This window comes from Roseburia sp. 1XD42-69, assembly GCF_003612565.1.
Classification (GTDB): Bacteria; Bacillota; Clostridia; order Lachnospirales; family Lachnospiraceae; genus Roseburia_B.
Map to the genome: position 1 here is coordinate 1 of NZ_RAZG01000230.1, position 1,067 is coordinate 1,067.

Annotated in this window: 2 protein-coding genes; both read right to left on the minus strand. The window is 33.5% G+C overall.

Translation table 11 applies throughout. The features are described 5' to 3' along the window. Nucleotides 1–264 precede the first annotated feature (264 nt). On the minus strand, nt 265–558 hold the full coding sequence (locus D7Y06_RS25275) for a hypothetical protein (RefSeq protein WP_120410213.1): 294 nt from the start codon (nt 556–558) through the stop codon (nt 265–267). A 12-nt stretch (nt 559–570) separates the two neighbouring features. Continuing rightward, nucleotides 571–1,067: glycohydrolase toxin TNT-related protein (locus tag D7Y06_RS25280; protein ID WP_147415792.1), on the minus strand; the 497-nt coding region annotated here is incomplete at its 5' end.

The following is a 1,067-nucleotide window of genomic DNA, read 5'->3' on the forward strand; positions in this document are numbered from 1 at the left end:
TTTACTGAGGACACAGCTTCAAGCAGCATAGCATAGGAATTAAGATAACTGAATAACTGCCAGTATTGAATTTTCAAGGTGCATAGGCTAAATCTATGTGCGAAGTTTGAGTTACATAATTAACAAAAGAATGTATGTTTCCACTGAATTATGTAATTTACTTCATTCAATGATACATTACTCTTAACTTAACAAAACAATCTATAACATGCTTCATGTATTCTGCTAATAATACATCTTGAAAAAATTATTCTAGAGATATCATTAAAGATGTTTATAATCATTATTTAATTTTGTAATCAAAAGAAATATGTCTGTAGGATTTTGCATATCCCATCCCCAAATAGTAAATGCACTAGCAAAAGAAATCAAATACCTTTGGTCTTTTTGGGGTAATGTATTGTCATCTACTATTTTTAGTAATTGTTCTAATTCTGGAAGAATTACTGTTTCCAACTGCTCTTGTGTACTTTCTCCTAGTATACCTTTCTTTCGTTTCATAAGTTCATCATTACACAATTCTAATGTTTTTAATAATTGTTCTCTAAATTTCTCCATATACTTAACCTCTCACTGTTTTTTAACTACGGATGGATCTGGGACGTAAAATTGATATCCCCCACCAGGTTGTCCAAAATTAGGTGCGACCGTACCTTCTAAAATAGTTGTTCCTTCGGGTACAATATATGTATCCATATATTGATAAGTATTTCCAGGTGGCAATGCCAAATCTCCTCCAGGATTTGCTGTCTGATTCGGCGTATAGCAATAACTATTCCCACTTGATCCCCCTCCATGATACCTATACACTGTCGTATTTTGCTTTAAAGTTGTTACTCGTGCATCACTCATAAAAGCTTCTTTTACATTTTGCTGAAAGCCAGGATGAACATTATTCTTTATAAAATCTTCTACAGACTCATTATTCTCATAATACACTCCTTTTTTCGATACCAGCCCGCTATTCGCCGTTCCAGTTGTAATAATCCCCATACATATAAGAGCCAGTATCTCACCAAAGCCCTCATATGCAGATGTATTATTTTTAAAAACCTTCTCCAGCAACT